The 21,112-nt window shown below is 62.5% G+C and carries 20 protein-coding genes and 1 tRNA gene; 11 read left to right on the plus strand and 10 right to left on the minus strand.

What is annotated here, in order from left to right:
* The first annotated feature begins 284 nt into the window (after positions 1-284).
* Positions 285-1,709, plus strand: coding sequence for a deoxyribodipyrimidine photo-lyase (locus Q0718_RS04940; protein ID WP_298914365.1), 1,425 nt, complete (start codon positions 285-287; stop codon positions 1,707-1,709).
* A gap of 81 nt (positions 1,710-1,790) precedes the next feature.
* The gene (gene msrA, locus Q0718_RS04945) at positions 1,791-2,507 is read left to right on the plus strand and encodes a peptide-methionine (S)-S-oxide reductase MsrA (RefSeq protein ID WP_298914368.1); all 717 of its coding nucleotides are present in this window, start codon (positions 1,791-1,793) and stop codon (positions 2,505-2,507) included.
* Between the two features lie 32 nt (positions 2,508-2,539).
* Here the strand turns inward: msrA and Q0718_RS04950 are convergent, their stop codons facing one another.
* Positions 2,540-4,042: a glycosyltransferase family 39 protein gene (locus tag Q0718_RS04950; RefSeq protein ID WP_298914371.1), complete on the minus strand. Its 1,503-nt coding sequence runs from the start codon at positions 4,040-4,042 to the stop codon at positions 2,540-2,542.
* Positions 4,043-4,125: 83 nt separating this feature from the next.
* Here Q0718_RS04950 and murI point away from each other — a divergent pair, with 83 nt between their 5' ends.
* Together murI and Q0718_RS04960 are read left to right on the plus strand one after the other, a co-directional pair.
* Positions 4,126-4,974 (plus strand): glutamate racemase, encoded by an 849-nt coding sequence (gene murI / locus Q0718_RS04955; RefSeq protein ID WP_298914373.1) that lies wholly within the window; start codon positions 4,126-4,128, stop codon positions 4,972-4,974.
* Between the two features lie 97 nt (positions 4,975-5,071).
* A tRNA-Leu gene (locus Q0718_RS04960) sits at positions 5,072-5,154 on the plus strand.
* Positions 5,155-5,244: 90 nt separating this feature from the next.
* On the opposite strand, the gene Q0718_RS04965 is transcribed toward Q0718_RS04960, so the two are convergent.
* Positions 5,245-6,225: a universal stress protein gene (locus Q0718_RS04965; RefSeq protein ID WP_298914375.1), complete on the minus strand. Its 981-nt coding sequence runs from the start codon at positions 6,223-6,225 to the stop codon at positions 5,245-5,247.
* 271 nt (positions 6,226-6,496) lie between these two features.
* On the opposite strand from Q0718_RS04965, the gene Q0718_RS04970 reads away from it, so the two are divergent.
* The 4 genes from Q0718_RS04970 to astD are packed head-to-tail and all read left to right on the plus strand — an operon-like array spanning position 6,497 to position 11,434.
* The gene (locus tag Q0718_RS04970; protein ID WP_298914376.1) at positions 6,497-7,483 is read left to right on the plus strand and encodes an arginine N-succinyltransferase; all 987 of its coding nucleotides are present in this window, start codon (positions 6,497-6,499) and stop codon (positions 7,481-7,483) included.
* Positions 7,483-8,811, plus strand: a complete 1,329-nt coding sequence (locus Q0718_RS04975; RefSeq protein WP_298914378.1) for an N-succinylarginine dihydrolase — start codon at positions 7,483-7,485, stop codon at positions 8,809-8,811. The genes Q0718_RS04970 and Q0718_RS04975 overlap by 1 nt, the downstream gene beginning before the upstream one ends.
* Complete coding sequence (locus Q0718_RS04980; RefSeq protein ID WP_298914381.1) at positions 8,811-10,070, plus strand: hydrolase; 1,260 nt, start codon at positions 8,811-8,813, stop codon at positions 10,068-10,070. Before Q0718_RS04975 ends, Q0718_RS04980 begins: the two co-directional genes overlap by 1 nt.
* Positions 10,067-11,434 carry a succinylglutamate-semialdehyde dehydrogenase gene (astD, locus tag Q0718_RS04985; RefSeq protein WP_298914384.1) on the plus strand — a complete coding sequence of 456 codons (1,368 nt, stop codon included), beginning with the start codon at positions 10,067-10,069 and terminating at the stop codon, positions 11,432-11,434. The genes Q0718_RS04980 and astD overlap by 4 nt, the downstream gene beginning before the upstream one ends.
* Here astD and Q0718_RS04990 read toward each other — a convergent pair.
* The 4 genes from Q0718_RS04990 to Q0718_RS05005 all read right to left on the minus strand — a co-directional run bounded on the left by Q0718_RS04990 (position 11,431) and on the right by Q0718_RS05005 (position 14,899).
* Complete coding sequence (locus Q0718_RS04990) at positions 11,431-12,387, minus strand: PAS domain-containing protein (RefSeq protein ID WP_298914386.1); 957 nt, start codon at positions 12,385-12,387, stop codon at positions 11,431-11,433. The two genes, astD and Q0718_RS04990, sit on opposite strands and share 4 nt — an antisense overlap.
* Entirely contained in the window at positions 12,384-13,421 is a 1,038-nt protein-coding gene (locus tag Q0718_RS04995) for an HWE histidine kinase domain-containing protein (RefSeq protein WP_298914389.1), read from the minus strand. Before Q0718_RS04995 ends, Q0718_RS04990 begins: the two co-directional genes overlap by 4 nt.
* A 163-nt stretch (positions 13,422-13,584) precedes the next feature.
* Positions 13,585-14,328 carry a Crp/Fnr family transcriptional regulator gene (locus Q0718_RS05000; protein ID WP_298914392.1) on the minus strand — a complete coding sequence of 248 codons (744 nt, stop codon included), beginning with the start codon at positions 14,326-14,328 and terminating at the stop codon, positions 13,585-13,587.
* 163 nt (positions 14,329-14,491) lie between these two features.
* Positions 14,492-14,899: a response regulator gene (locus Q0718_RS05005; protein ID WP_298914396.1), complete on the minus strand. Its 408-nt coding sequence runs from the start codon at positions 14,897-14,899 to the stop codon at positions 14,492-14,494.
* 371 nt (positions 14,900-15,270) lie between these two features.
* Here Q0718_RS05005 and Q0718_RS05010 point away from each other — a divergent pair, with 371 nt between their 5' ends.
* Positions 15,271-15,516, plus strand: a complete 246-nt coding sequence (locus Q0718_RS05010; RefSeq protein WP_298914399.1) for a DUF5710 domain-containing protein — start codon at positions 15,271-15,273, stop codon at positions 15,514-15,516.
* Positions 15,517-15,575: 59 nt separating this feature from the next.
* Here Q0718_RS05010 and Q0718_RS05015 read toward each other — a convergent pair whose 3' ends face one another.
* Entirely contained in the window at positions 15,576-16,406 is an 831-nt protein-coding gene (locus Q0718_RS05015; protein ID WP_298914402.1) for a Crp/Fnr family transcriptional regulator, read from the minus strand.
* Between the two features lie 193 nt (positions 16,407-16,599).
* Between Q0718_RS05015 and Q0718_RS05020 the strand changes: the two genes are divergently transcribed.
* Entirely contained in the window at positions 16,600-16,779 is a 180-nt protein-coding gene (locus tag Q0718_RS05020) for a hypothetical protein (RefSeq protein WP_298914405.1), read from the plus strand.
* Positions 16,780-17,022: 243 nt separating this feature from the next.
* On the plus strand, positions 17,023-17,802 hold the full coding sequence (locus tag Q0718_RS05025; RefSeq protein WP_298914408.1) for a Crp/Fnr family transcriptional regulator: 780 nt from the start codon (positions 17,023-17,025) through the stop codon (positions 17,800-17,802).
* On the opposite strand, the gene Q0718_RS05030 is transcribed toward Q0718_RS05025, so the two are convergent.
* The 3 genes from Q0718_RS05030 to Q0718_RS05040 form a co-directional block, all read right to left on the minus strand.
* A complete protein-coding gene (locus tag Q0718_RS05030) occupies positions 17,780-18,820 on the minus strand; it encodes a PAS domain-containing protein (RefSeq protein ID WP_298914412.1) in 1,041 nt (346 codons plus the stop codon). The two genes, Q0718_RS05025 and Q0718_RS05030, sit on opposite strands and share 23 nt — an antisense overlap.
* Positions 18,821-18,832: 12 nt before the next feature.
* A complete protein-coding gene (locus Q0718_RS05035) occupies positions 18,833-19,540 on the minus strand; it encodes a Crp/Fnr family transcriptional regulator (protein ID WP_298914415.1) in 708 nt (235 codons plus the stop codon).
* A gap of 292 nt (positions 19,541-19,832) precedes the next feature.
* Positions 19,833-20,606, minus strand: a complete 774-nt coding sequence (locus Q0718_RS05040) for a Crp/Fnr family transcriptional regulator (protein WP_298914418.1) — start codon at positions 20,604-20,606, stop codon at positions 19,833-19,835.
* Between the last annotated feature and the right edge of the window lie 506 nt (positions 20,607-21,112).

A 21,112-nucleotide genomic window follows, 5' to 3' on the forward strand; every position in this document is an offset into this window, starting at 1 on the left:
CCCAACGGTTCCAGCCAGCCCGACCGTCCCGTAGTGGACCCCAGGTCGAACCCGGCGATGAAGATCCTGAAAACGGACTGTCGGTCGCAAAAGCGGGTGGCGGAAATACAGTGATGTGGCGTCGGAGAGCCATGGTTGGAGTCGCGTGACAGGAGAAGCGAGTCGTCCCGGCCGACGCCCCTGCGACCGGTCCGCCCGATAACGGCAAGCACGGTCGGTCGGCCTGTCGACCCAACTTGGCGGTCGTTCCGAAACAATTCCTCCGGTCCAGCCGTATCCATCCCATGACCGATACCTCCCCCTCCATCGTCTGGTTCCGCGACGACCGCCGCCTGTCCGATCATCCGGCGCTGCACGCCGCGGTCGAGCGCGGCGGGCCGCTGGTGCTGCTGTTCGTGCTCGAAGACGATGCGGACCGGGTCCATGGCGGCGCGCGAGGGGTCTGGCTGCATCATTCCCTGGCCGCGCTGGCTGCGGACATCGAAGACCGCGGCGGGCGGCTGGCCCTGCGCCGGGGACCGGCGGCAGACGTGATCGACGCGCTGGTCGAGGAGACGGGCGCGGGCGCGCTGTTCTTCAACCGCCGCTACCATGAACCCGACCGCAAGCGCGAGGCGGCCATACAGGAACGTTTGCGAGAACGCGGCCTGAGCGTTGAGAGCTTCAAGGGCAATCTCCTGGTCGAGCCGTGGGAGGTGGAAACCAAATCCGGCACGCCCTACCGCGTCTTCACCCCGTTCTGGCGCCGGGCCAAGGAGGGGATGGATGTGGGCGAACCGCTGCCTGCGCCCGATCGGCTCGACAGTGTCGGCGGCAATCTCGGCTCGGATGATCTGGACGATTGGGAACTGCTGCCGACCGATCCGGATTGGGGGTCCAAGATGATGGACCACCATACGCCCGGCGAGGCGGGCGCGAAGGCTCGGCTGGCGGATTTCCTGGACGGGCCGATCGAGGACTACGCCAAGGGGCGCGACCGGCCGGACAAGGACCTGACTTCGAAACTGTCGCCGCACTTCGCGCATGGGGAAATCAGCCCGCGCGCCGTCTGGGACGCCTGCAAGGACAATGAATACACGTCGCGCAAATTCCTGACGGAGATCGGCTGGCGCGAATTCTCCTACACGCTGCTCTACTACAACCCGCAACTGGCGACGCGGAACTTCGCCGACGGTTATGACGCGATGGCCTGGGATCACGACGAACAGGCATTCGAGGCGTGGACGAAAGGCCGGACCGGCTATCCCTTCGTCGATGCCGGGATGCGCCAGCTCTGGGCGACGGGCTGGATGCACAACCGGGTGCGCATGGTGGTGGCGAGCTTCCTGATCAAGCATCTCATGATCGATTGGCGCGACGGGGAGGACTGGTTCTGGGATACGCTGCTGGAAGCGGACCTCGCCTCCAACGCCGCGTCCTGGCAATGGGTGGCGGGCACGGGGGCGGATGCCGCGCCCTATTTCCGTGTTTTCAACCCGTTCGGCCAAGGCGAGAAGTTCGACCCGAACGGCGACTATGTCCGGCGCTGGGTACCGGAGCTGAAAGATCTGCCGGATGCGTACATCCATCAGCCCTGGATGGCGCCCGAAGACGTTCTGGCCGACGCCGGCGTGAGTCTGGGAGAGACCTATCCGGAGCCGATCGTGGAGCACGGCGCAGCGCGCGAGCGCGTCCTGGCCGCCTATAAGGAGGCCCGCGCGGCAGCGTGAGGACAGACGGTCGCGAACGCTTCACTCGAGTCTCACCGCAACTTCTTGGAACCGTTTCCCGCCCGATCCCATAGTATCATCATGACACACCGCCCCCTGTTCGCCGCCTTTGTCGTCTTGACCCTTGCCGCCGCCTGCGCCGAAGCGCCGAGCCGCGTCCAGACGGACGGCGAACAGACGGAACCGCGCTCCGAACCCAAGACCATGGTCGCGGCGGCCGTGGAAGGTCCGCAAGCGCCCTATCTGTCGGACGCGCCGGACGGTCTGGCCACGGCGATCTTCGCCGGGGGCTGTTTCTGGTGCGTGGAGAAGGATTTCGAAGTCCTGCCGGGCGTGCTCGAGGTCGTGTCCGGCTATACGGGCGGGCAATTGGCCGATCCGGACTACAAGACCGTCAGCAATACGGAGACCGGTCATTACGAAGCGGCCGAAGTGCTCTACGATCCGGCGCAGGTCAGCTACCAGCAGCTGCTCGACTATTATTGGACGACGGTCGATCCGACCGATCCGGACGGACAGTTCTGCGACACCGGATCGTCCTACCGCACGGCCGTCTTCGCCACGCCCGAACAGCGGGAGACGGCCGAGGCCAGCCTGGCGCGGTTGCAGGAAACAAAACCGTTCGACGAAGATATCGTCACACCCGTGCTGAGCGCCGTGACCTTCTACGACGCCGAAGACTATCACCAGGATTATTACAAGAAGAACCCCATCCGCTACCGCGCCTACCGGCTCGGCTGCCGCCGCGATGCGACGCTGAAGCGCCTATGGGGCGATGCCGCTCACGGAGGCAAGTGAAGGGACGAGCCGAAGGCGGCAAAGAGACCGCCCTAGTCGCGCCAGGCCGGGCCGCGATAGCCCGACACGGCATAGGCCGTGAGACGGCGCACCCGGCCGCCTCCCAGCTCGATTTCGATTTCGCCCAGCCGTTCGGTCCGATCGAAGTCGCGCTCGAAATAGGGCGCGTAGGTCTCGAAATGGGAGATCAGCAGAACGGGCCGGTCGTCCGCCGCCGCCGCTTTCAGGGGCAAGGCGGATGTCAGCTCCGCATGGCTGTTCAGACGCGGTTCGTAACGCCACATGCGCAGCGGCGCGGTCGCCTCGATGTCGTAATAGATCAGGTTGTAGAACAGCAGGCGATTGTCCACGGCAATGGCCGCATAGTCGCCCCTTTCGTGAAGATCGCGCACGGCCACGACGGTTTGCGGCCAGCCGCGCAGGCGCTTGACGGCGTTGGCCAACCCGACCTGGTCCACGAGGGCCGGCGATATCAGAATCATCGCACCGATCGTGCCGACGGCGAAATTCAGGGCGACGCCGATCATCAGCCAGCGTTGCGCCACGCGCCATTGCACCGCCCAGCCCGCAAGCAGGACCGGCGCGCTGGCATAGGCGGCGGCGGCCCAGTTGGCGTTGGCGCGGCTGAGCAGGGCCTGGACGCAGATGACCAGCAAAGGCGTCAGGACGAGGATGATCAGCCACGGTTCGAACCCGTCGCGCCGTGCGCGCCGTCGCCATTGCCAGAGTGCGACGAGCAGCAGCAGGAACGTCACCGGTCCGAATACGCCGAATTGGCCAAGCAGAAATTCGCCCAACTCGGCCAGATCGAACTGCAACCCGTCCTGCATGTTGGCATTGTCCGATGTATGGACCAGCGTGGCGAAATCGTTGCGCGCGTTCCACAAGAGGTTCGGCGCGAGGAGGGCGGCGGCCACAAGTGCGGCCGAAACGCCTTTGGGGCCGAGCATTGCCTGCCGTGTCCGCCGGTCGAAGATCAGCGCCAGGCCGAAGGCGGGCAGCACGTAGATCATGGCGTATTTGGCCAGCAGTCCCAGCCCCAGAGCGGCTCCGAGACCGATGGCCCAGCCCCATCCGGCCTCGTCGCGCAGCCGGACCCAGGCGTGGACGAACAGTGCCACGAACAGCAGCAGCGCCGCGTCCGTGCTGATCAGCGCCGACGACAGGGCGACACCTGGCATCAGCGCGTAGAGCGCAGCCGCCCACCATCCCGCCTTGGCGCTGTAGAGCCTCCGCGCCGTCAGGAAGACGATCGCCGCCGTGCCCGCATGCAGGATGGGCGAAGCCAGCCGGACCGCCCATTCCGCATCGCCGAACAGGGTGGTCGTCGTCCAGATGATCCAAGCGATCATGGGCGGCTTCGAATAGTAACCGAAAGCCGGATCCTGCGCCCACGTCCAATATTGCGCCTCGTCCCCGTGCAGGCCCGATGGGCTCAACAACAGCAGGGCGATGCGGAACATCAGCAAACCGGCGATCAGGCCCGCTGCCCAGGCGCCGTAACGCCGCTCCGGAATGGACGCCCCCTCGCTCATGGCTTCGGGCTACGGGGTCGTTTGCATAAAATAAACTTAATTTCGCTGCATGTTGGTGCGATGATGTGTCTAGATATGCGTCCATGACGCCCTCACGACCCGATAGGACGAGCGACCCGTGCGACCGGCATGTGCTGGTCTTCGATTCCGGCGTGGGCGGCCTGTCCGTCAGTGCGGCCATCCGGGCGCGCCTGCCGGACGTGGCCCAGACCTATCTGGCCGACGATGCGTTCCGTCCTTATGGCGACAAGACCGAGGCGCAGCTGCATGCGCGCATCCCGTCCCTGCTTGGTACCCTCTGCGCCCGTATAGAGCCGGATCTGGTGGTCGTGGCGTGCAACACGGCTTCGACCACGGCACTGCCCGCGATCCGCGCGGCGCTGGACATGCCGGTCGTCGGCGTGGTGCCGGCGATCAAGCCGGCGGCCGCGGGATTATGCACAGGGAGCGCAGAAGGCGCAGGTGGCATCGGCGTGCTGGGAACGCCGGGCACGGTGCGGCGCGCCTATGTCGATGCGCTGATCGACCGTTATGCCAGCCATTGCGCGGTGCGCCTGCGCGGCTCGGTCGCGCTGGTCGAGGAAGCCGAGCGCAAATTGCGCGGCCAGGCCGCCGACCCGGCGGTGATCGCCGCGGAGATCGCGCCGCTGTTTCGGGGTTCGCCGATCAGCGCGGTCGTGCTCGCCTGTACGCATTTCCCGCTGCTGCGGGACGAACTCGTCGCGGCCGCGCCCTATCCGGTGGACTGGATCGACAGCGGCGACGCCGTGGCCCGACGGGTGGACAGCCTGCTGTCCGGCATGAACGCGCCGCGCCGCGTGCCGTCGATCGACGGCACGGCGTGGCTGACGGCGCCGAACACGGATGCGGCGCGGGCGGCTGCCTTCGCGGATTACGGATTCCCGCGGCTTCGGGCTCTCGATTGGCCTTGAATCGCTCAATCGGGTCTTGAAGAGTCCCATCGGGACGGGCCGACGTGACGTTCCCCGTTGACCAGCGCGCAATCGCGGCTAAAGCCCTGTCCCGCGCGCCGGTGTGGTGGAATTGGTAGACACGCGGGATTCAAAATCCCGTGTCCCTGGGACGTGTCGGTTCGAGTCCGACCACCGGTACGCGTATCGCAATCCGTCCTACAGGCGGGATCCTCAGACCAAGGATCGAAAATCGCGATGCGCCAGAGCCGATTGGCGGCCTGCACGCCGTTATCGATCCACCGTCACCGTGCTCTCGAACCCGTCGGGCTTGAGCGCCAGCACCGAACAGTCGATCGATCCCAGTATCGTCTCGGCCGTATTGCCGATCAGGAAGCCCGGCACGCCGACGCGGCCGACCGTGCCCATGACGATCAGATCGGACTGCATGCCCTGCACCATTTCGGGGATTTCCACCCGGGCGCGGCCCTTGACCACGTGAGTCGTGATACGGTCCGTATCGAAGATCGGCAGGTCCAGCCGTTTGCCGCCATCCGCTACGGCCGCCTCTAGATGCTTTTCGGCCTCCGCGCGGCAGGTCTGCGAATAATCGGACAGGTTTTCCGGCGTCATCGGAATCCAACCTGCGACCATGGCGCCCTCTCCCGGCACGGTGAAGACGTTGACGATATCCAGGCGGCTGCCGTCCTGATCGGCGATGGTCGCCGCCATGTCCACGATCTTGGCGTTCAGTCCAGCCTTGACCTTGACGGAGGCTTCGTCGTCGTCCCGGTCGAAATCGATGGCGGCGAAGACGCGCTCGAACGGTTTGGTCTGCGAACGCTTCACGAGCAGCAGCGGACAAGGGCATTTTCGCAGCAGCTGCATTTCCTCGCTGACGAAGAGCCGTTTCAACGGTCCGCCGAATTCGCGGGCATGGGCGACGACGAGATCGTGATCGTAGAGCTGCACGCGCTTGATCACTTCCATATAGGCCCGCCCGTCCATCACTTCGCACACGGTCTTAATGTCGTCGGGCACGTTGGCGGCTAGCTCTTTCAGATGCGACAGACGCTTGGTGCGCAGGGCGTCGAAGGCTTCGGACAATTCGTCATGGAACCGCCCGGCGGACGCGGCGCTGATCATCGTTTCGATAATGGAGACGAGCGTCAGCACCCCGCCATTACGTTTCGTCAACGCAATCGCGCGCTCGAGACCGGTGCGGGGGTCATCCTCTTCGATGACGCAAAGAACGTTGGAAAACTGCCTCATGATTGACTCCTGGCAAATGCTTGTGGGGCGGGCTGCGGTGACCCCATCATGGCCGAAGACTTCGGCCACATGAAATCCAAACCTTGAATTGCAAGTATAGGCTGGGATTATGATCGGACCGTGACAGGGGTCACGACAGCGCGCGTGATGACAGCGCGTGCAACGGGGCCTCTTGAAGTCGCCCGGCGAGAGCGTTAGACACGCTGCACGCCCTCGCGACTGCTGTGCCCCGACGGACCGGCTTGCGGGCGCAAGCAATGAGTGCCCCCCTGTGAGTGCCACCCTGGACGTCTTCCGCCTCGCCACACCGGACGATGCCGCTGCAATCACCCGGTTCACCCGGTCCGCCGAAACCGGCCTGACGACCGTGCCGCGCAGCGCCGACCGCGTCGCCGGTTACATCGATGCCACGCATGCATTCCTGAGCGGGGACACGGACGCCAACCGCCTGCTCTTCGTGGTCGAACGGGGCGGCGCCGTCATGGGTATTTCCGGAATCATCCCGCGGCTCGGCCTCGACCGGCCTTTCTATTCGTTCAAGCGCTCGCGCCATGCACGCCGCTCTTCACAGCTGGATCTGCGCGTCGACTACGAAACCTTGCAGCTGACGACCGACTTCGACGGCTGGACCGAACTGGCCTCGATCTATCTTGCACCGGAAGCGCGCGGACGCGGCGTGGCGCGCCTGCTGTCGCTGGGCCGGCTCTGTTTCGTCGAAACCCATCGGGCGCTGTTCGCGGACAAGCTGATGGCCGACATTCGCGGCTGGGTGGACGAAGGCGGGGTCAGCCCGTTCTGGGAATATCTGACGAGCAAGTTCATCGCCACGGATTTCGACGTCGCCGACCGGCTGTCGGCCAGCGACGGACGCTTCATCATGGAATTGATGCCGTCCCTGCCGATCCTGATGAACCTGTTGCCGGATGCGGCGCGGATCTGCGTCGGCCGGCCTCACGACGTGTCGCGCGGGGCCATGAACCTGCTGATGGGCGCGGGCTTCGAGGACACCGAACTCTGCGACATCTTCGACGGCGGTCCAGCCATCCAGTGCCGCGCCGAGGAAACGCTGGTCGCGCGCACCGCCCGAACCCTGTCCTTCCATGGTAGCGGCACGCAACGTGTCCTGGCCTTCCGCGGCGAAGGCCCGGATTTCCGCGCGACGCTCAGCACCGGCGACATCGCGACCGGCGTTCTGGACGAAAGCGCCCGGGGCTTCGGGGCCGAACGCATCGCCCTGGCCGAAGAGAGAGCCGGCTGATGGTCCGCGAGACGAATTTCGATGGGTTGGTCGGCCCGACGCACAACTATGCGGGCCTCAGCCGGGGCAATATCGCTTCGGCTGCGCATAAGGGGCGCGTGTCGAACCCGCGCGCCGCCGCGCTCCAAGGTCTGGCCAAGATGGAACGATTGCTGGGTCTCGGCCTGCCGCAAGGGGTGATCCCCCCGCATGACGGTCCGCGCACCGGCGTCCTGCGCGCGCTGGGCTTCACCGGCACGGACGGCGATATCGTCGCGGCCGCCTACAAGGCCAATCCGGCGCTGCTCGCGAACGTCAGTTCGGCGTCGTCCATGTGGACCGCGAATGCGGCGACCGTTTCGCCCGCGCCCGATACGGCAGACGGACGCGTCCATTTCACGCCGGCCAACCTGATCTCCATGCCGCACCGTGCGCTGGAGCACGGCCTCACCACCCGCATGCTGCGCCGCATCTTCGCCGACGAGTCCCACTTCGCCGTCCATGACGCGCTGCCCATGAACCCGATGATGGGCGACGAAGGGGCCGCCAATCACAATCGCCTGTGCCGGAGGCACGGCGAGCCCGGACTGGAAGTCTTCGTCCATGGCCGCGCGGCGCTCAATCCCAGCCGTGACGATCCGCGATTCCCGGCGCGCCAGACCCTGGAAAGCGTCCAGGCGCTCGCACGGCGCCACGCGGTGAGCCACGCCCGTTTCCTGCGCCAGAACCCCGCCGCCATCGATGCAGGCGCGTTCCACAACGACGTGGTCTGCGTCGTGAACGAAGACACGATGCTCTATCACGCCCTGGCTTTCGAGAATCCGGACGCAATGGAGGCGGAACTGCGCAAGGCCTGCGAACCGCTCGGCTTCGCGCCGCGCTTCGCCCGCGCCGACATGCCCATTGGCGATGCGGTCGCATCCTATGTCTTCAATTCGCAGCTCGTGAGTTTGCCGGAGGGCGGCATGGCGATGATCCTGCCGACCGAGACGCAAGAGACGCCGAGCGCCAAAGCCTATGTGGACCGCCTGCTGGCCGACGGCATGATCGGCGATGCGCATTACCTCGATCTGCGCCAGTCCATGAGCAATGGCGGCGGACCGGCTTGCCTGCGCCTGCGCGTCGCCATGAGCGAGGACGCGATGAATGCCGTCCATCCGGGCGTGATCATGACGAAAGACAGGATCGACGCGCTGCGACGTGTCGTGACGGACCATTATCGCGACCGGCTGACGCTGGATGATATCGGCGATGCGGCTTTTCTGTCCGAAGTGCGCGGTGCGCTCGACGCGCTGAGCAGCGCGCTCGACTTGCCGAAACTGTATGATTTCCAGAACGAGGCTGCCTGATGCTGTCCGACCTGAATGCCGCCGATCACGCCGCGCTCGACCATGTCGCCACGCGCCAAGATGCGATGTTGGAGCGCGTGCTGGGGTGGGCCCGGATCAATACGGGCAGCTGGAATGCGGACGGGCTGAGGCGGCTTGCCCCGGACATTGCCGACGCCTTGCGCGAAACCGGGGCGGCGGTCGAAACCGTCGACGCCCCGCCGATCGAGAAGATCAACGCCAAGGGCGAGACCGACGCCTTCCACACCGGCCCGGTCCTGCGCGCCGTGCAGCGTCCGGACGCCCCCATCCAGATCGTGCTGACCGGCCATTACGACACGGTCTTTCCGCCCAAGACCTTCACCGACATCACCGAGATCGGCAATGGCAAGCTGAACGGGCCGGGCCTGGCCGACATGAAGGGCGGGATCACCGTCATGATCGAGGCGCTGAAAACCTTCGAGTCCGTGGGCGAAGCGCACGGCCAGAAGGACCGGCTCGGTTACACGGTCATTCTGACGCCGGACGAGGAAACGGGCAATTTCGCGTCCGACTCCTTCCTGCGCGAAGCCGCCGCCCAAGCGCATGTCGGCCTGACGTTCGAGCCCGCCATGGAAGACGGGGCTCTGGCCGGGGCGCGCAAGGGTTCGGGCATCTGGGACATCGTCTTTCGGGGCCGCTCCGCCCATGCCGGGCGAGAGCCGGAAAAAGGGCGCTCCGCCGTCTGGGCGGCGTGCGAGATGGCGCTGAAGGTCGAAGCGTTGATGGGCGTGCGCGACGGCGTCGTGTTCAATGTCGGCAGCGTGGACGGGGGCGCGGCCGTGAACATCGTGCCGGACAATGCGGTGCTGCGCGTCGGCAGCCGCGCGCCCGATCCGGACGCCGCCGAATGGGCCGAAGCCCAGATCATGGCGGCGCTGGAACAGACACTGCAGCGCGACGGCATAACGGCCCATGTGCATGGCGGTTTTTACCGACCGCCCAAGCCCCGCAACGCCGCGCAGGACCGGTTGATCGGCGAGGTGCGCGAAACGGCCAAGGGGATCGGGCTGGACCTGGTCTTCAAGGATACGGGCGGCGTGTGCGAGGGCAACAACGTCTTCGCTGCCGGGACGCCCAATATCGACACGTTGGGTGTTCGCGGCGGGCGCATTCATTCGGCGGAGGAATTCATGGTCGTGGACAGCCTGAGCGAACGGGCCGGGTTGACGACGTTGATCCTCAACCGCCTCGCCGACGGCCGCATGGACGGTCCCGCAATCAAGAGACTGATGTCGTGAAATCCACCAATCCAATCACAGGCGCGATCGTCTGGGAAGGCACGGCGGCTTCGGCGGCGGACGTGAATGCCGCCGTCTCGACGGCGCGCAAGGCGTTCCATGGCTTCTCCCTGACGCCCCTATCCGAACGCGTGGCGATGATGAAACGCTGGGCCGAGGCCGTTACGGTGCGCAAGGAGGAGATCGCCCGGGCCATATCGGACGAGATTGGCAAGCCGATGTGGGAAGCGCGTACGGAAGCCGGCGCAATGGCGGGCAAGGTCGCGCACAGCATTCGCGCTCAGGCGGAACGGGCAGGGTCGGCCGAGTCCGAGGCAATGAGCCTGCATCACCGTCCGCACGGCGTCATGGCCGTGTTCGGGCCGTTCAACTTTCCGGGCCATCTGCCCAACGGTCATATCGTCCCGGCGCTGCTGGCCGGGAACACGGTCGTGTTCAAGCCGAGCGAGCTCGCGCCGAGCTTGGGCCGGCTTTTCGTCGAACTCGGACAGGCCGCCGGTTTGCCCGACGGCGTGTTGAATGTCGTGCAGGGCGGGCGCGAGACGGGTGCGGCCTTGCTCGACGCCGACATCGATGGACTGCTTTTCACGGGCAGTGCGGCGACGGGAACATTCTTCCACAAGCATTTCGCCGGGCGGCCCAATGTCATTCTCGCGCTGGAAATGGGCGGCAACAATCCGCTGATCGTCCATGACGCAGCCGATGTGGACGCGGCCGCCGACATAGCGACGGTCTCCGCCTTCATTTCCGCCGGACAGCGCTGTTCCTGCGCGCGGCGTCTGATCCTGCCGACCGGCGCGTTCGGCGATGCCGTGCTGGACCGGATCGTCGCAAGGATCGACGAAATGAAGATAGGAACGCCGGACGAGGACGTCTTCATCGGGTCCGTCGTATCCAAGGATGCGGCGAAAGCCGCCATGGAGTTCGAAGCGAAACTGCGCGAGCGAGGCGGGCGCAGTTTGGTCGCCTTGGAACGCGACGGCGCTTTCCTGCGGCCGGGCCTGATGGACGTGACCTATGCTGACGCCCCGGACGAGGAGATCTTCGCCCCTTTCCTGCAGGTCCACCGCATCGACGGCATCGACGATCAGATCGCCAAGGCCAACGCCACGCGCTTCGGTCTGGCCGCCGGATTGGTCAGCGACGATGCAGAGCTGTGGAAGCGTGTCCGGCCGCGACTGCGCGCCGGGATCGCCAATTGGAACAAGCCGACGACGGGGGCCGCAAGTTCCATGCCGTTCGGCGGGCCTGGCCTGTCGGGCAATTTCCGCCCCGGTGCCTATTACGCAGCCGACTATTGCGCTTGGCCGCAAGCGAGCCAGATCGCGACCGATCCCATCAGCCCCTCCCTGCCGAACTTCTAGGCCGTTTCCGCAGCGTCCCGCGTCTGAAGCGGGAAATCGAGATACCAGCTGAAACCGCTGGAGCCGTTATCGATCGTCACCGTGCCCTGCATCTTCTGCTCCGGCACGGTCTTGAGCAGCACATGCGACAGCCCCTGCGGCATGTCCGCCTCCGGGCGGGGCGCGGACTCCGTCCAATGCAGCGTCAACCGGTCGGCGCCGATGCGTTGAGCCACCAGTTCGGCCTTGTGACCGGGCAAGGCCAGTTCGCCCAAGGCCAGCATCAGGGTCTCTGCATGCTCTGCCGGTATTCCGACGGGATCGAATTCGTAGCGTGTCAACTGACTCCGGTCGTCGATCGTCGCCTCGACCAGATCCTGTATGGGCACATCGAAGAACAGATAGCGGTAAGACAGCGAATGGCTGTCTCGGACGCGCGACAGGCGCCGCGACAGATGCGCGGCCTCATCCGGATCCGCCCGTGTGGCCAATGTCCGCATGATGGTGAAGCTGTTGCGCAGGCGGTGCGCCATGTCGTGGGCGATGTGATCGGCCGTGTCGGTTTCGCGTCGCCGCTCGGTCACGTCCACGGCCGTGACCAGGATGGCGTCGGGTTGTCCGTAAGGGGCAAACAGAGGTGTCAGTGTAAGGGCCATCACGCCCATGTCGCTATTCGGTTTGCGATAGAGCCGTTCTTCGGATGCGGGATGGCCGTTCTTCGCGCGGCCCAGCATGATCAGGATGGCGGCGCGCGACCCTTCCGAATAATCCCACCACGGACCGTGCTCGAAAGGCCGTCCGATCCAGTCGGTGCGGTCTTCCAGCGGTCCGCCCAGAGGCCCGAAATTGCATTCCAAAACCTGGCCGTCCTCGGACAGAAGACCGGCGAAGATCGGCAAGCTTGCCAGCAGGAGGCGCGTCTTGCGGACCGGTGAATGAAACGCGCTGGGGCGGACGACGGTCGGGCCGCTCATGCGTCGATGCCGTCAAAGTCGAAATCGTCCCCGTCCGGCACGGGCAGTTCGAAGGTCCAGCTCAACCCGTCTTCGAGATTGAGGAGATGGGATTTCCCGCCCGTGATCTGCGGGAACAGACGTTCGCCCAGAACGAGACCGAAACCGCGGCCCAGCGCGGCCGAGACGCGGGGGCCGCCATCCTCGATCCAGTGCAGCCGGAGAACCCGGCCCTGCGCGCTATCCAGGACGTCCGACTGGATGGACACGGATCCGCAATACGGCCCATCCGTGTCGCGCAAAGCCCCGTGACGACGGGCATTGTCGACCAATTCGGATAAAAGCAGCGTCATCAGCGGTACGGATGCAACGGGGACATTCCCGCCGTCCAGAAGCGTCTTCAGACGCGTCTTGCGCATGGCTGCGGGCACGGTCTCGAACGCCGTCGCGAGCAACGCATTCAGACCAAGACTCTGGATGTCGGGATCGCTGACGCTGTCGATGACCGATGCAAGTGCGTCCAACCGGTCCGAGAGCTTGTCCCGGTCCTGTTGCGGCCGGTCCGCCGATCGGAAATTCTCGATCACGGTCTGGGCGAGGCTGAGCATGGATTCGATGCGGGCATTGGCTTCGGTGAGACGCGACTTGGCGAACGGATCCTGCGGCGTCAGTCCGTTATCGTCGCAATCGATGAAGGTCACGGCCAGTTCGTCGACATGGCCTTTGCCGTCCCTGACCGGCGTCAGCGTCAGCAGGCCCCGGCCGTATATGTCGCTCGGCCCGGTTCGTTCCTTCAGGTAGGCCCGCTCGACCTGGACCCGTTCGCCCTTCGATGCCAGCTCGCAAAGATCGACGATTTGGGAAATGGAATCGTGGGAATAGGCGAAGCTCGGAACGGCCCAGAGAAACGATTCCGAAGTTTCCGGACGCGATTGGATGATATGCCCGTCGGGCGAGGTGAAGCCCGAAAAGACAGGCAGGGCGTCGATCAGACGCGAAAGCCTGCGGCGTTCGAGCTGTTCCTGTTCTGCGCGACTGTCCCTCTCATCGGGCACACGGGCTCCTTCACATTAGCGGTCTTCCCACCCAGACCTCTGTTCCGGCCAGGCCGCCTTGCCAAGGCGAGAACCCATACCGGGTCACCCCTATATGTGCGGATCCATAACGCGTTTTTCAATAAAGCGCGAACGATAACTCGCAGCAAACTTTAAAAAAGGTCTAAGCGGCTTGCGATCTCTTCGAAAGCGGGACGGTCAGCTGTTCGACTAGGTCTTCGCGCTTGTCCATGTCGAAGCGGCACGCGAAGTTCTGCTCGTCCAGGAAGGTCACGGATTGACGTCCCGTCTGGATCAGGTTTTCGGACTCCAAGGCCCGGAAGGCCCGGTTCACGGAGACGTTGGTCAGACCCAGAGTGCGGCCGATCTCTTCTTGGGTCAGCGGCAGAGGCAGGGTCCGCAGGGTGTTCGGATAGGTGCGCCTGCACCGGTGGAGCATGATGAAAAGGAAATAGGCGAGACGGTCCGGCGCCTTCATTTGACCGACAACGGCACTCATCATGCGCAAATTCATCATGTCCCGGACCAGCTCGTCATGGACGAACGCCTGCAGGACCGGATCCTGGCGCATGCAGTCACGGAACGCCTCTGCGGAAACGCTGATCAGCTCGCAAGGCGTGATGGTACCCACGTCTTCCATCCGGTTGGCACGTTCGAGCCAGGTCAGACCCAGCGCGTCACCGCGAATCCTCAGCGTGCTGATCGGCTTGATGCCGTACGACAGAACGGTCGACTCGTGGATCCACCCTTTGGCGACGAAATAGAGGCGTTGCATGGGCTCGCCGGCCCGGAAGATGGGTTCGCGCGCGCCCAGGTCGTGCAGGCGCAACGATACGGAGTCGATCCATGGGCGATGCCGGAGATTGGTCGGCAGAAGCGCTTGTAATTGCAGTTTCGCGTCGTCCATGAGGGTCCCGGTCGTTTCCGATCGACCGGCTGACCATGTCGAACGTGTTCGATAATCGATTTCGGACACGAGATATTATCGCAAGTTAATTTTACAAGTTGTTTTTGGTTTAAATTTCGAAACCTTGGTCGGCTGCGCTATCCACCGAGGCGGATAGTCCGGCTCATGCCGCGTCGTCTTGGGCGATGGCCCGGCTCAGCGCCTTGTCGCGATAGGGTTTTCGGATCAAGGCAAGAGGCTGGATGTCGCCCCACACGTCCGGGTCGACACGGTCGAGCGTGGCGGATACGAAAACGCAACCGATACCGAAACGTTTCCGGATCTCCCGCGCCGCGTCGATTCCGGTCTGCTTGCCGAGCAGTCCGATATCCATGACGACCACGTCGGGCTTCAATTCGCCGGTGAGCGCGACCGCCTCGGCCGCGACGCCGCATTGGCCGATGACGACATGATTGCCGGACTCGATTTCCGACACGAGATCATAAGCGATCAACGGCTCGTCTTCGACCACGAGAACGCGTTTGCCGACCGGGCTTTTGCTCTCAATGTCTTCAAGGGGCAGTGTCATCATCTTTTCGCTTCGTCAGAGCATTTGCCATAGCGCAAAATGCAAAACTGTTCCAGTCGGGTTTTAACCATTTAAAACTGAAACAAGTGGTTAAGCAATCACCGTTCCGTATTACCTGTGAGTGTATCACAAAACCATGCGGAATGTCTCGGAACGGTCACATAGGCGACTTCCCACCTACCGGATGCGAATGCACAGCTTTTAGAGAAGCTATAAACCCCAACGAATTCGGAGGTTTCGGCAATGTCGAACCTTTGACGACCCTTACTACGAACCGATCTCGTCTAGATGAAACCTTGATGCATTATAAGAATAAATTCCTTGAATGAGCTACGTGTTCTTCCTATGTTCTATTTCTGGATACGGGAATCGACATGACCAAACGTTACATCAATGTTGCCTACAAGGACCGCGAGATGGCCAAGCGGTTGGGCGCGCGCTGGGACGCCTCCGTCAGGCGTTGGTACTGTCCGCCCGGATCGGCTCTGGCCAAGGTCTATAGCTGGCGAAAGTCGTCCGGCGGTTCCGCGCTGGACTTGCCTGTCGCCGCCATGGGCGTCAGGGCGCCTTCGGCAACGGGCGGGCACACTTCCAGCGACCAGCTTTCCTTGCTGGGATAGGCTCGGATCAGAACGAAGGTTGATTTGGGGGAGTCACCCCGACGGAGCTTTTTCCGCCCCTATGGAAGCCAGTCCGTCTGCATCGTCGCATAGCGGTTTCTGAAATCGCAGAGTCGCGTCAGCGCCGATATGTCGATCAAGTTCACGGTTTTATTCTCCACGCGTAGAAGCCCGGCCTCTTCCATCGCCGTGACGGCGCGCGACACGCTGACATTGGTCAGTCCGACCATGTCGCCTATTTCCTGCTGATTGAGCGGCATATGGTAACTGCCTTCGGTCGACGCGGCGCCAAGCCTGACCCGGGCGTTCAATTCCAGAAACAGGTAGCCGACGCGCGCCCGAGCGCTCATCCGGGAGAATATCCGCAACCGGTCGATCAGGACCGTTTGCTCGCGCAGGGCTATGGTCAACAACAAGGCGGCCAGACGCGGGCAATTCTTGAAGATCGACCCCAGACCGTTCTTCGGAAACGGGCAGAGAGAGCCCTTTTCGACCGCGTAGAGATTGGTCGTGCGTTCGGGCAAGGCGACGTCCGGAAAGCCGATGACGTCGCCCGGAAGATAGATGTTGACGATCTGGCGGCGCCCGTCGGGCGTGTCGATATAGTTGAACAGCCAGCCTTGCTGGACGATGTAGAGGTCCTGGTTCTCATCCATCGTCGAAAACACGGTTTCGTCTTTTCCGAAGGAGCGGTCCGACGATTGGAGTTCGCGAAGCGCATCGGTCTCGAGAGCGTCGAGATCGACATAATGGGAGAGCTTTTCCACCAGGCAGTTTTGAGAGTTGCCGGGATCCGCCCCCTCCAGAGCTGGCCGGGCCGCGACGTCGACGTGGCGATCGTCCGACCGGTCCGGGTCTCCATGCTTCATATAGGGTGTGCGTCCGCTCATATGCCCGCCGGGTTTGCCGCCTTCCGACCCCCAAAGCAATCGGCCTCGAACGCCCCAATTCCCTCGATCGCATGAAAATCCGAATATCTTGACTGAAGGCAAGGCGACGCGCTCCTCTTCGCAGAGGCGAGAAAGTGGAACCGCACACCCGGGGTAGCCGTTGATGAGGTCCGAAAAGATGCAGGAGACGATCATGAGCGACCCGAAACAGACTACGAAGAAGAAACAGGACGCCGAGTTCGAAAAGATGCGCGACCGGGCCAACGAAGCCGACCTGACAAGCTCCCCAGCCTTGAACGACGATGCAGGGACCGATAGCGGCGGCGCTGGCGATCAGACCCTGCCCAAAGGCAACCGTTTCGAAGAAGAATAGTTTGCACCCAGGTCTTGGGATTGGACCAGGCCTTGCGATCGTCAGGCCGTTCCATGCAATCGCGGCTTGCCTGATGAATGCTGCAATAGGCCCAATCCAGGTCAGGTTTGCTCACAAAGCGATTGACCGTCCCGTCGCTTGTCCTGCACGTCTGTGCTGACCGGAATGACTTGCATCAACACTCAGATGCTGAGACAATCCGGCTCCTACTTTTGCTTCCGCTCGTCCGAAGCCGCTACATGAATGCGCCGTATGACCCCGACCGACCAGACCTCTGCTTCCGACCCAGTTCTGGCGCGATTGCCCAAAACTTTCGTCGAAGGCCTGCGGCTGACAAAGCATATGCGGTCCGATATCGCTCGCGGGCGATCGATCATCGCTGACGGCCAGCCCGTCACGGCCGTCTTCCTGATCTCCGAAGGGTGGGCCGTATCCAAGATGTCCATCGATACGGGCGATACGCAAATCCTCGACATATTGGGCCCGGGCAGCTTTGCCGGCATCACGCGCCTGGAGGAAATGGGGTCCCACGATTATTCGGCGATCGCTTTGCAGAACGTTTCGGCCTACCGGATCGACATCGACGCCTTGCACGACATCAGCGCCAAGGACGAGACCGTTTCCCGTTGGCTGTCGGACACGTTGTCGCGCCAATCGCAGAGGACGCAGCGCCACCTGACCGCGCTCGGCCAGCTTCCTGCCCGCGGCCGTCTTGCCTTCGCCATGCTGCGCATACTGGAAGTGGCGCAACAGACAGGCGATTCCGGTCTTCACAAAACGATCCGGCTGCCGATGACGCAGGAAGAGATCGGCAATATGCTGGGCTTGACGAACGTATCGATCTCCAAACTGATGAGCGCTTTCCGCAAGGAAGGGCTGATCGATTACGGCCGCAACCGCATCGTCGTGCAGGACGCGAACGCCCTGTCCGAAATCTGCGGTATGGATCCGGAGGAGATTTCGGATGCGGCGCAGGACAAAGCCAGCGACGATATCTCCCCTATGAGCTCACGGTCGGCGTAATCGGAACGCTGACGTTGATTTCACGCCCGTGATCGACATCGGGCGCGAGAATATTGGCGTTCATGTCGGATAGAAGCTTGCGGATCACCCGCAATGTGAGGTCGCCCGACGCCAACCATTGCGCCGCGCTGGGGTCGCCGTGGCCGTCATCGAAGACGGACAGCTCGACGCTTTCCCCCTCATTGCGCAACGTGACGTCCAGATGACCGGAGTCCATGCCCTCGAACGATGTCGAGAGAGACGCTTCGAGCAGTTCGGCCAAGACGACGCCGAGGCGCACGGCGATATCGAGCGGCACGACAGCCGGTTCCGTCGAGATATTGATACGCACGCCGGGACGCGGACTTTTGGCCACGAGCTTCGCCGCGATCTGGCTGACATAGGCGCCGACATCGAGCAATTCTTCGCGCAAGGATGTCTCGTTGAGATTTTCATAGAGAAGATCGAGGATCTCTAGACGGCGCAGCAGGCTGATGAAGTCGACCGGTCCGTCGTCTTCACTGTTCTCGGCATGGATCCGAGACATTTCCATGACGACCGACAGATGGATCTGGACCTGCTGTCTGATGATGTCGATCGTCTTTTGCCGCAACGCATTGTCCTCGTCCTGTTCCGACGAGGCGATTTCGCGCTGCACGCCGACGAAATAGGCGACTTCGCCGTCGGCGTCCTTGATCGGCGTGATGACGAGATCGTTGATGAACGTCGATCCGTCGGCTCTGTAGTTGAGGATCTTCTGGCGAACGCCGTCATTGCGCGACAGGGCGATCGCGATATTCTTCACGGCCTGCGGATCCGTATCCGGGCCTTGCAGGAACCGACAATTGCGCCCGACGACGAAACGGTGCGAATAGCCCGTCGTCAGTTCGAAAGCGCGGTTGACATAGACGATAGGCGTGTCCGGGCGGTTGGGGTCGGCCACGACGAAGGAAATGGATGTCGCCCGGAAAAAGCCGGTCATGTCCACGCCCAGATCCGGGTGATCGGAATCCAGCATCAGATCGCGCGGGCCGCTCACGGCCATGACGGCCTATTCGGCGGACATGGTCTGGCCGTCCAGAGCACGGCTCAGTTCGCGTTCGAAACGTTGGCGGTCGAGATTGGCGTAACGGTCATTATAGTCTGCGATCTTGCGAAGACGATCCTCGTCGAGAATTTGGATAGAGGAGCGCGACAGGCGCCGCAACAGCTTGTTTTCGATAAGTTTGTTGAATTGACGCGAAACATGAACGGCGCTCAGTCCGAGGCAGTCGGCGATGAACTTCTGAGACAGGGGCAGGTAGAGTTCGGACGGGAAGTCCGCTTCCAGCACGCGCCGCCTGGCGATCGCGTCCGACAGGAAGTAGGCGAGGCTTTCATACGCCCCCAAACGCGCCACGGCGGTGATACGGTCGAGCAGCTGCACGTTCGTCAGCATGTGCAGGCTATAGAAGATCGCCGACAGATGAGGATTGCGCAGCAACATGCGGCGTGCGGGAAGCAAGGGTGCCACGGCGAGGCGTCCGTTCGAAGCGGCCGCGACCGAGGTCGTCGATACCGCCCATGACATATGGTCCAGGCCGATCACATCGCCGGCATGGTAGACATCGTGGACCTGCCGGGAGCCGTCCGGAAGGATGACATAGGAGTAGAACCAGCCTTCGAGAACGACGAAGAAGGTCGACTGATCGGTCCCGTTCGCAAAGACGGCTTCGCCATCGTCATAGGATTTTTCATAGTGAAAAAGGGCGAGCAACATATTCGCTTCGTCGGCGTTGATATCGGCGAAATTCGAAATTTTCCGGATAAACGGGTGCATGGTGTCTTTGCTTCTCGTATGTCCTGAGAGCCATCTCCGTCCGACCGCACTCAATCTGCTTGCTGTTCGTGCCCCAATATCGGTTCCATGTCGTTATAGCATGTTAAGACGCATGATTTGCTTGCAGATATAATTTGTCGCACTTTAAGTTAGCGCAATCATGCAGTCATTTCGCAGTAAAATTGTATAACGCCCCTTCGAAACCCGGATTATGACGCCGGATCGTGGACGCTCAACCCATCCGGGTGATCGTCTCGTACCGGTTCCTGAAGCCGCTCATTTCCATCATGCGCTGCTCGTCGTGGACTTCGAAGATATGGCGGGCCGGACGGGAAATGATCTTTTCGTCCACGAACCAGGACAATGTGCGGGACACATGGACCGCGCTCATGCCGATGCAATCGGCGACCAGGCCCTGACGCATGGGCAGGTTGAACACCATCGAATCGGCCTTCCGGCCATTGTGGAAATCGGACGTCACGCGCGTCCGGCTCATGATTTCCATCAGGAAGTGGGCCATGCGCGGCTTGGGTTCCAACCTGGCAATGACCTGCATCCGGTCCATCAGGACGACGTGGTTCAGATTGTTCATGGCATAGAGATAGGACGACAGCCGGACGTTGCGGGCCAGGAACGACCGCATCTGGTCCGTCGATATGTTGGCAAGGCGGCAATTGGTTATGGCGGTGACCGGAAAGACGTTCTTCTTGAACATCAGATCCTCGAAGCCGATGACGTCGCCCTCTTGGTAGATCTGGAAGACCTGACGGCGGCCATTGGGCATGACGGCGAAGGAATAGGCCCAGCCGGTCGCGATAATGAAACATTTCAAGGGGTCGTTGAGCGGATCGACCAAGGACCGGTTGCGCGAGATGGTCAGGTCGTTGAACGGTATGGATGACAGGGCTTGCAAATCCTCACGCGAAATGTCCGACAGGGATGCAAGTTTTCGAAATGAAGCGGGCTCCACGATGGTGGGCGTGAAATTCTGGCGTGTTGTAGGCATAAGTGTTTCGTTCCCCGCACCCTCCTTGCACACCATGTCTTGGCGATGCCCGTCCTCAAGGAAAATGTCGGCATTTCTGTTCATAATCGAGCCCGGAATAGGACTTTCGACCGTATTCCTTCATAACATGACTTGGAGATCGGACGTTTAACTAATGTTAATCGCGGAGATTGAGTCCAATGATTGCAGTTAAAAACTGACAGATATGTTTTATAACACTTTAAATTCGGGAGTCAGTTTCGATCCCAACCTTGGCATTTTACTAAGTCGTTGAAATATAATAGCTGCGGTTATCGCAATGTTCTGTGCGGTTTCGTAGACAACACGGGTCAGTTGAGTCGAAAGTGGCGACGCTAGCTGATACGGGACTCGTCACGGCCTTCCCCGTTCCCTTTCGAGTTCCATCTTTTGCGGGCCTGGCGGAAGCCGGGCCCGCTTTCGTTTCCACCCACCAACACCAGGGTTTCCTGCAGACTCGATCCTTCCCGACTTGATCGAAGTTGCGA

The sequence above is a fragment of the uncultured Algimonas sp. genome, from assembly GCF_947498175.1.
GTDB lineage: Bacteria > Pseudomonadota > Alphaproteobacteria > Caulobacterales > Maricaulaceae > Litorimonas.